This window comes from Streptomyces spongiae (assembly GCF_009377185.1).
Taxonomy (GTDB): domain Bacteria; phylum Actinomycetota; class Actinomycetes; order Streptomycetales; family Streptomycetaceae; genus Streptomyces; species Streptomyces spongiae.
This window is the reverse complement of record NZ_VJZC01000451.1, coordinates 1-8,272: the sequence shown is the minus strand read 5'-3', so window position 1 is coordinate 8,272 and position 8,272 is coordinate 1. Positions and strand designations below refer to the sequence as shown.

The window sequence follows — 8,272 nt, the reverse complement described above, 5'->3', positions numbered from 1 at the left end:
GGACGCAGAGATGGGGGTGGCGGTGGGGGCGGCGCCGTTTGCCTGTGCCCGGGCCGATGGGAAGGCGCAGCCATTCGAGGGTACGGCGGATAAGGTCGTGCATGTCGACGCTCCTTTGTCAGCGTTGGCCGTGCCCCGGGAGGTTGCCGCCTCGCCGGGGTTTTGCGTTTCGAAGCTACATCGGGATGCAGACCTCTACATACAAGTACAGAGGGATCCACACGAATGAGCAGGTCCCTGCCGCTCTACGTTGGACGTATGAGCGATACGGAACCGAAGACCACGCTGGACGCGATGAGAGCGAGGCCTCTCTACGCTCAGCTGGCCGACGTCATCGCCAGGAAGATCGCGTCCGGGGAACTGGCACCTGACAGGCCCATCCCCTCGGAGAACCACCTGGCCGACGAGTACGGCGTGGCTCGGCTCACAGCACGCCGGGCCGCACAGGAACTTCGCGAACGCGGCCTCATCGTCACGGTGCGCGGCAAGGGATCCTTCGTCGTCGAACAACCGCCCGGCGACGCCCCCGGCGAGAGCGAACCGAACGCCTGAGCACATCCGTTCACGCACTCGCCCGGAAACGAAGCGGCGCCCGAGCCGACCGAAGTCGACCCGAGCGCTGTGCAGCAGGTCAGAGGGGCTACCCCCACCTACAACTCGTAGGCCGTGTGGGACTCGAACCCACAACCAATGGATTAAAAGTCCACTGCTCTGCCAATTGAGCTAACGGCCCAGGCGGTGTTGCGTGATGTTGCCTCCCCGAGCATAGCCGGACGAGGCCGGGAGTCCGATCGGGTATCGGTGACCCGGCCGCGTCGAAGCCCCGCAAAAAGGCCCGTCGGAGAACAGAACGGACGGAAGAAGGACGCGGGACGGGACGGATACCGCCGGAAACGGCCACCGGAGGGCGCGCCGACCAGCCGACGCGCCCCGCGTACACCGACCCCACCGGTCCCTACGGATCCACCGGCTCCGGCGCGTTCTTCCGGGCCGCCTCGCGGGCGATCGTCCGTTCGTGTTCCGGGTTCAGGAACCAGTGACGGGCGGAGGCCTGCCACCAGGTCGCCGCGAAGCCGAGCACCACCAGGACGGCGACCGGTGCGTAGTTGAACGTCTCCCAGGTGACCGGTGAGACCTGCGGCAGCATGAAGAGGACCGTGATGATGCCCACCCACACCACCGAGACCACGCCCACCGCACGCGACCAGCGGCCCAGGTGCCACGGCCCCCGCTCGAAGCCGTCCCCCTTGCGCAGCCGCAGCAGCGTCGGGATGACGTACGCGATGTAGAGGCCGATGACGGCGATGGAGGTCACCGCCGCGTACGCCGTGACGTTGATCAGGTACGGCAGGCCCAGCACCAGCGCGCCTCCCGCCGCCAGCCACACCGCCGCCACCGGTGTACGCGTGCGCGGGCTGACCGTGTGCCACACATGGGAGAACGGCAGCGCGCCGTCGCGCGAGAAGGCGTAGATCATGCGGCTGTTGGCCGTCACCGACGCCATCCCGCAGAACAGCTGCGCCCCGATCACGACCAGCAACAGCAGCTTGCCCGCCGTCGCGCCCAGCGCGTCCAGCAGGATCTGCGCGGGCGGCGCACCCGTGGGCGACTCCAACGCCCCCTGGTACGACTGGATCGCGAAGGTGAAGCCCAGGAGCAGTACGAAGCCCGCGATCCACGACGTCCAGATCGACTGCACGATCCCCTTCGGGCCGGCCGTGGACGCGTCGTGCGTCTCCTCCGTCATATGGGCGGAGGCGTCGTACCCGGTGAAGGTGTACTGGGCCATCAGCAGCCCCAGCAGCACCACGTACACCCCGCTGCCCCAGCCCGTGTTGTTCACGAACTCGCCGAAGACGAAGGACGCGGACTGGTGCTCGTCCGGTACGAAGGTCAGCGCGCCGACGATCACCGCCACGCCCAGCACGTGCCACCACACGCTCACGCTGTTCAGCAGGGCGACTATGCGCACGCCGAACGTGTTCAGCAGGCCGTGGAGCAGCAGGATCCCGGCGAAGAGCAGGATCGTCCGGCCCGGCGTCACCTCGAAGCCGAACTGCAGGTTCAGGTACGCGCCCAGGAAGGACGCGGCCCCGAAGTCGATTCCGGCCGTCACGGCCACCTGGCCCAGCACGTTGAACCAGCCCGTGAACCACGCCCAGGCCGCCGCGGTTCTCTCCGGCGCCAGCCGGTGCGCCCAGAAGTACAGGCCCGCCGACGTCGGGTAGGCCGAACAGATCTCGGCCATCGACAGGCCCACGAAGAGCGTCATCAGGCCCACGGCGACCCAGCCCCAGGTGATCACCGCCGGGCCGCCCGTGTTCATGCCGAAGAGGTAGAGGGTCAGGCAGCCGGACAGGACCGAGATGATCGTGAACGAGACCGCGTAGTTGGAGAACGCCGACATGCGGCGGGCGAGAACCTGCGTGTAACCGAGCTGGGCCAGCCGCTCTTCGTCAGACAGCCCACTCACTCTGGCGTCATCTGTCATGTCCCCAGCGATTCCCTCACCGGGGTCATGACATGCATCACAACTTGGCCAGAAAATGCCCTTCCGAGCCACACCGACGCCGGACCGACGACAGAGCGCCGTGCTCCACCCGAACGGGGAGCACGGCGCTCTGCCTCTTACCTGAGCCGACAGATGTCAGCCGTTGCGCTTCCAGCGCGGCTTGTCCTCGCGGCGGTTGAAGGAACCGGAGCCACGGTGGTCGTCACGGCGGCCGTACGGGCGGTCGTGGCTGCCGGAGCGGTGGCCACCGGAGGGGCGGTCGCCCTGGCGGTCGCGGTTGAACGGCCGGTCGCTGCCGCGGTGGCCGCCCCGGTCGTCACGGCGGTCGAAGGAACGCCCACCACGGTCGAACCCACGCTCGCCGTCCCGGCGGAACCCGCCCCGCTCGCCGTCCCGGCGCTCGAAGCCACGGCCACCACGCTCATCACGACGGTCGTCCCGACGGAAGCCCCCACGGTCGTTGTCCCGACGGAAGCCACCCCGCTCGCCGTCCCTGCGCTCGAAGCCACCACGGTCGTTGTCCCGACGCTCGAAACCACGGCCACCGCGGTCGTCGCGACGGTCGTCGCGGCGGAAGCCCCCGCGGTCGTTGTCGCGACGGAACCCGCCACGGTCGTTGTCCCGACGGAAGCCACCACGGTCGTTGTCCCGACGCTCGAAGCCACGGCCACCGCGCTCGTCACGACGGTCGTCCCGGCGCTCCCGGCGCTCGTAGGAGGGACGGTCGGACGAGGAACGGTCGTACGAAGACCGATCCGACGACGACCGATCCGACGAGGACCGCTCGTACGACGGACGCTCGGACGAAGCAGAGGTCCGCTCGATCCGCTCCACCTCCTGAGCCGCGGGCTGCGCCGGCACGGAGACCTCACGGTTCTCCGGGGCCTCGGCGCCCTCGGTCACGGCAGGAGTCTCGGCCCCCGCCTCACCTCGCGCCTCCGCCAGCGCCTGGGACGGGTCCTCGCCCCGCTCGCGGGCGGCCCGGACGACCAGCCGGTCGGCCTCCTGGCGCAGCTCGGCGGCACGACGCGTGGCGCGCTCCAACTGCTTGGTGAGGTGAGTGACTTCACGCTCGGCCTGCTCGGCGGCGTTGCCGGCGGACTCGGCCTGGACCTCGGTCATCGACCGGGCGCCGGTGATCTCGGCGACCTCCGGGTCGAAGGCCGCACCGCCCTGGATCAGGTGACGCGAGGCGTCGACGCCCGCGTCCTCCATCAGCCGGAAGATCTGGCGGCGCTGGTGCGGAAGGGAGAGGGACACCACGGTGCCCGTACGCCCGGCACGCGCCGTACGGCCGGCCCGGTGCAGGTAGTCCTTGTGGTCACCCGCGGGGTCGACGTTCAGCACCAGGTCGATGCCGTCCACGTGGATACCGCGCGCGGCGACATCGGTCGCGACGAGGACGTTGACGTACCCGTCCTTGAAGTCGGCCAGCGTCCGCGTCCGCGCGCCCTGGGTCATGCCGCCGTGCAGGGCGTCGGCCTTCACCCCGGCGTCCCTGAGCTGCTCGGCGACACGGTCGGCACCCAGCTGGGTCCGCACGAAGATGATCGTCCGCCCCTTGCGGGAGGCGATGGCCGCCGTGACGGGCGCCTTGTCCTTCGGCTTCACGATCAGGATGTGGTGCGACATGGTCGTCACCGCGCCCTGGGCCGCGTCGACCTCGTGGCTGACGGGGTCGTTGAGGTAGCGCTTGACGAGCGTGGCGATCTCGTTCTCCATGGTCGCGGAGAAGAGCATGCGCTGGCCGCCGGCCGGGACCTGGTCGAGCAGCTCGGTGACCTCGGGCAGGAAGCCCAGGTCGGACATCTGGTCGGCCTCGTCGAGAACGGCGATCTGCACGTTCTCGAGGGAGCAGGCACCGCGGTTGATGATGTCGCGCAGACGCCCCGGGGTGGCGACGAGGATGTCGACGCCGCGCTCCAGCGCGTAGATCTGGTTGCCCATCGACGTACCGCCGCAGACGACCTTCATCTTCAGGCCCATCACGTCGCCGTACGGCTGCAGCGCGTCCGCGACCTGCATGGCGAGCTCACGGGTGGGGGTCAGGATGACGGCCCGGGGCTTCTTCTTCTCGGTGTGGCCGCCGGCCAGCGTGGCCAGCGTCGGCAGACCGAAGGAGAGGGTCTTGCCGGAGCCGGTGCGACCGCGGCCGAGGATGTCCTTGCCCGCCAGCGCGTCCGGGATGGTCGCGGCCTGGATCGGGAACGGAACGGTCACCCCGTTCTGCGCGAGCTTGCGGACGACGGACTCGGGCAGCCCCAGGTCGGCGAAGGTGGCCTCGGGAGCGGCGGTCTCGTCCCCGCCCTCGGGCAGGACGACGTGATCAGTACTGATGACGGACATGCGAAATGCAAACCTTCCGGAGTTCTCGGCACGCGCCCAAACTCCGTGAAAGTCGCAATCAACCGCCTCAATGCGGTCCGGCCACGGCAAGGGAGAGTACGCGCCACACGCGGCGCGTCATTTTGGCGCCGGGCACAAGGGATTCAAACGATCTACCACCATACGCACCCCCCACCCCCCAAGGCAAACCAGCTCCGAACCCGCAGGCCAGAGCGGCGGGACGCCCCGTAGGCGCCCCCCAGAGGCGTGAAGTGCACGTCGAAGGCCCCATCCATGCGGACGGGGCCTTCGGGCGGTGGCTGGGGCCGGGGTCGAACCGGCGACCTTCCGCTTTTCAGGCGGACGCTCGTACCAACTGAGCTACCCAGCCATGGAGTCCCTTACGAAACTCCAGCGGTCCTGACGGGATTTGAACCCGCGGCCTCCACCTTGACAGGGTGGCGAGCACTCCAAACTGCTCCACAGGACCTTGCTGTTGTGTGCGAACCAAGTGTCGCACACCGTGTTGCGTGCCCCCAACGGGATTCGAACCCGTGCTACCGCCTTGAAAGGGCGGCGTCCTGGGCCTCTAGACGATGAGGGCGGACCTACTAACTGCTGTTGCTTCGTCTGTGCGCCCCCAAGGGGACGTGAGAAGCATGTGACTCCGCTTCCCCAAAAGGTTCCGCTTCTCCCTCATCCCTTTCGGGACTCGGGACGGTCAAGCCCTGACCGCTGCCCTTGGGCACGACGTGACTCTACTACGGCGTTCGGGCCTGGAACAAACCGAATAGGCACAGCCCCCAAAGGCCTACGGGGCCGACGAGGCCGGGCTCGGCGACGGTGTCGCCCCAGGCTGGTTCTCCTTCGGCAGATGGCGGCTGACCTCGGCCGTCGTCAGGCCCAGGCCGCCCAGTTTGATCTCGTCCCAGGCCTGGAGGCGCCGGGTGTCCCGGTCGAGGTAGAGGACCGAGGCCTCGATGGGGTCGGGGTACTTGCCCTCCACCGCCCGCAGCCCGCTGCCGCCCGTCGAGCCCTCGATGCGCAGCCGTGTGCCGTACTTCATGACCTCCATCTCCGAGTGGTGGAGGTGGCCGGCCAGCACCAGCGGGACCTCGCCGTCCGCCTGGCGGGCCGCGTCAGGGTTGTGGGCGACGGCCACGTCCGCCGGTTTGCCCGCGGTCTCCTGGTCCCGGAGCGCGGACGCCAGCCGGGCGCCGGCCAGTTCCTCCGACGGAAGTTGCCCGGGGTTCTTCGAGCGGTCGGGCGTGTACTGGGGGTCTCCCATGCCCGCGAAACGCAGCCCGGCCACCGAGACCGACCGGCCCTCGTCCAGGACGTGCACGTTCTTCATGTCCTCCAGGTAGCTCTGGGTGATCATGGAGTCGTGGTTGCCGCGCACCCACACGTACGGCGCCCCGAGGTTCGCGATCGGGTCCAGGAAGCCGTTCTCGGCGGCGGTCCCGTGGTCCATGGTGTCGCCGGAGTCGACGATGACGTTGATGTCGTACTGCTCCACCAGCGAGGCGATGATCTTCCAGCTCGCCGGGTTGAGATGGATGTCCGACACGTGCAGGACCCGGATCGTGCTCGGGTCGGGCGCGTACGCGGGGAGGGTGGACGTGACGTCGTACAGCTTGGTCACGTTCGTCACCAGGCGCGCCAACTCCTTCTGGTAGACGTCGAACTCGGTGACGATGCTGCGCGCGTTGCCGACGACGGAGGGCGCGGAGGACAGCAGTCCGGAGAACTTGGGCTCCAGGACGGAGTTCGGGTTCCACGTCGCGAAGGCCGTGCCGCCGGCCGCGGTGAGCAGGGCCAGGGCGAGCCCGCCGGCGGCGAGGGCGCGGCGCGGGCGGCGGTAGACGGCGAGCCCGAGCGCGGTGGCCCCGGACACGACGGCCACGCAGGAGCGCAGGGCCAGGTCGGTCGTGCCGTGCTGGACGTCGCTCGCGATCTCGTCCTGGAGTCCGGAGATCCGCTCGGGGTGGTCGACCAGGGCCTGGGCACGGGCCGGGTCGAGCTGGTCCACGTTCACGTCCAGGCGGACGGGCGCGACATGGCTGCGCAGCTCCAGGGCACCGAGCGGCGAGACGTTGATCTTCGTTCCGCCCTCGACGGAGGGGCGCAGGGTCATCGTGGTGTTCATGGGCCCGACCGGCGCGCGGACGTTCCCCACGATCAGCAGACCCAGCCAGGCGCCGAGCAGCACTACGGCGACGAGTCCGAGGGCCCGGGTCCAGGGGTGGGGCTGGTGGACGAGCTCGATGGTCGGTTGCGCTCGGCGCGCCCGGTACCCACGGACCAGGGCACCGGGCGACCGTCGTACACGGCGCAGGGCGGCGGCAGCGGAGGCGGGGACGCGAGCCATTGGTCCCGTATGCCCAAGTGCGAGGGTGGCTATGCGGGGGCGGCTGTGCGGGGGGCTGTGCGGCGGTGGCCCGACGTCGTACGGCCGCCGCCCGCCCGGTCGTGTCGCTTCCGGACCGTCGTACGACGGTTTCCGGCTCTCCTACGGCGGTGCCGTACCCGACAATGGCCGTGTGCTGGAGATGACGCGCGAGGAGTTCGAGGAACTGGTCGCCGAGGCGCTGGACCGGATCCCGCCGGAGCTGACGCGGCTGATGGACAACGTGGCGGTGTTCGTCGAGGACGAGCCGCCCGCCGACGACCCCGAGCTGCTCGGGCTGTACGAGGGGACTCCACTGACGGACCGCGGCGAGTGGTACGCCGGGGTACTGCCCGACCGGATCACCATCTACCGGGGCCCGACGCTGCGGATGTGCGAGACGCGCGAGGACGTGGTCGCGGAAACCGAGGTGACCGTCGTCCACGAGATCGCCCACCACTTCGGGATCGACGACGAGCGGCTGCACGCGCTGGGTTACGGCTGACGCGCGCGGGCACGCGGCTTCCGTGCGCGCCCCGTCACGGGGGTGTGCGCGCTCGGTCACGGCTGAGCCACGCTCGCCGGGGGCGCGTGTCCTCTTGTGGGCGGCGGGAGTTGGGCAGGTTGACTTCTCCCGCCTGCCCTCGGAGGTGGCTGCCCGTGCGCGCCTTGTACGTACCCGTCCGTCTGGCCGCCACGGTCATGGCCGTCGCCGCGGCCGCCGGCTGCATGAGCGTGGGCGACGACGGGGCCAGGCCGGGGCCCTCGCACTCGGCCCGGCAGCGGGGCGGCGAGGAGCCGGCCGGCGGGCCCGCGGGGTCCGGCAGCGCCGGTGCCGGGTACCAGGGCGGGCGCGGGAAGCAGCGCACGGCCGGCGAGCCCCACAAGTCCAGGTCGGACTCGGCGTCCCCGTCGGCCTCCGCCTCGAAGACCACGAAGCCGTCCCCCGGGTCGACCTCGAAGGACGACGAGGGCGGCGGCGACGAGGACAACCCGCAGAAGCCCGAGCCGCCTCAGGACGAGCCGACCCCCACGCGCGTCGAGGA

General features: G+C 69.9%; 6 protein-coding genes and 4 tRNA genes. 3 read left to right on the top strand and 7 right to left on the bottom strand.

The window, feature by feature from the left end:
- The first annotated feature begins 258 nt into the window (after positions 1 to 258).
- Positions 259 to 552 carry a GntR family transcriptional regulator gene (locus FNH08_RS37825; RefSeq protein WP_152776053.1) on the top strand — a complete coding sequence of 98 codons (294 nt, stop codon included), beginning with the start codon at positions 259 to 261 and terminating at the stop codon, positions 550 to 552.
- Positions 553 to 660: 108 nt separating this feature from the next.
- Here FNH08_RS37825 and FNH08_RS37820 read toward each other — a convergent pair.
- The 7 genes from FNH08_RS37820 to FNH08_RS37790 form a co-directional block, all read right to left on the bottom strand.
- Positions 661 to 733: transfer RNA gene (locus FNH08_RS37820), tRNA-Lys, on the bottom strand.
- A gap of 222 nt (positions 734 to 955) precedes the next feature.
- On the bottom strand, positions 956 to 2,491 hold the full coding sequence (locus FNH08_RS37815) for an amino acid permease (RefSeq protein ID WP_152776052.1): 1,536 nt from the start codon (positions 2,489 to 2,491) through the stop codon (positions 956 to 958).
- A 156-nt stretch (positions 2,492 to 2,647) separates the two neighbouring features.
- Positions 2,648 to 4,858, bottom strand: a complete 2,211-nt coding sequence (locus FNH08_RS37810) for a DEAD/DEAH box helicase (RefSeq protein ID WP_152776051.1) — start codon at positions 4,856 to 4,858, stop codon at positions 2,648 to 2,650.
- 296 nt (positions 4,859 to 5,154) lie between these two features.
- Positions 5,155 to 5,228 (bottom strand) — tRNA-Phe (locus tag FNH08_RS37805).
- 24 nt (positions 5,229 to 5,252) lie between these two features.
- A tRNA-Asp gene (locus tag FNH08_RS37800) sits at positions 5,253 to 5,327 on the bottom strand.
- A 41-nt stretch (positions 5,328 to 5,368) separates the two neighbouring features.
- Positions 5,369 to 5,441, bottom strand: a tRNA-Glu gene (locus tag FNH08_RS37795).
- Positions 5,442 to 5,648: 207 nt separating this feature from the next.
- Positions 5,649 to 7,208: a metallophosphoesterase family protein gene (locus FNH08_RS37790; RefSeq protein WP_194238751.1), complete on the bottom strand. Its 1,560-nt coding sequence runs from the start codon at positions 7,206 to 7,208 to the stop codon at positions 5,649 to 5,651.
- Between the two features lie 172 nt (positions 7,209 to 7,380).
- Here FNH08_RS37790 and FNH08_RS37785 point away from each other — a divergent pair, with 172 nt between their 5' ends.
- Together FNH08_RS37785 and FNH08_RS37780 are read left to right on the top strand one after the other, a co-directional pair.
- Positions 7,381 to 7,731 (top strand): metallopeptidase family protein, encoded by a 351-nt coding sequence (locus tag FNH08_RS37785; protein WP_018092664.1) that lies wholly within the window; start codon positions 7,381 to 7,383, stop codon positions 7,729 to 7,731.
- Between the two features lie 155 nt (positions 7,732 to 7,886).
- Positions 7,887 to 8,272: hypothetical protein (locus FNH08_RS37780; RefSeq protein WP_152776050.1), on the top strand; the 386-nt coding region annotated here is incomplete at its 3' end.

What these genes read in the sequence shown, in the direction of transcription:
- FNH08_RS37790 (WP_194238751.1), bottom strand. Translation starts at nt 7,208, where the DNA reads ATGGCTCGCGTCCCCGCCTCCGCTGCCGCCGCCCTGCGCCGTGTACGA.
- FNH08_RS37825 (WP_152776053.1), top strand. Translation starts at nt 259, where the DNA reads ATGAGCGATACGGAACCGAAGACCACGCTGGACGCGATGAGAGCGAGG.
- FNH08_RS37810 (WP_152776051.1), bottom strand. Translation starts at nt 4,858, where the DNA reads ATGTCCGTCATCAGTACTGATCACGTCGTCCTGCCCGAGGGCGGGGAC.
- FNH08_RS37815 (WP_152776052.1), bottom strand. Translation starts at nt 2,491, where the DNA reads ATGACAGATGACGCCAGAGTGAGTGGGCTGTCTGACGAAGAGCGGCTG.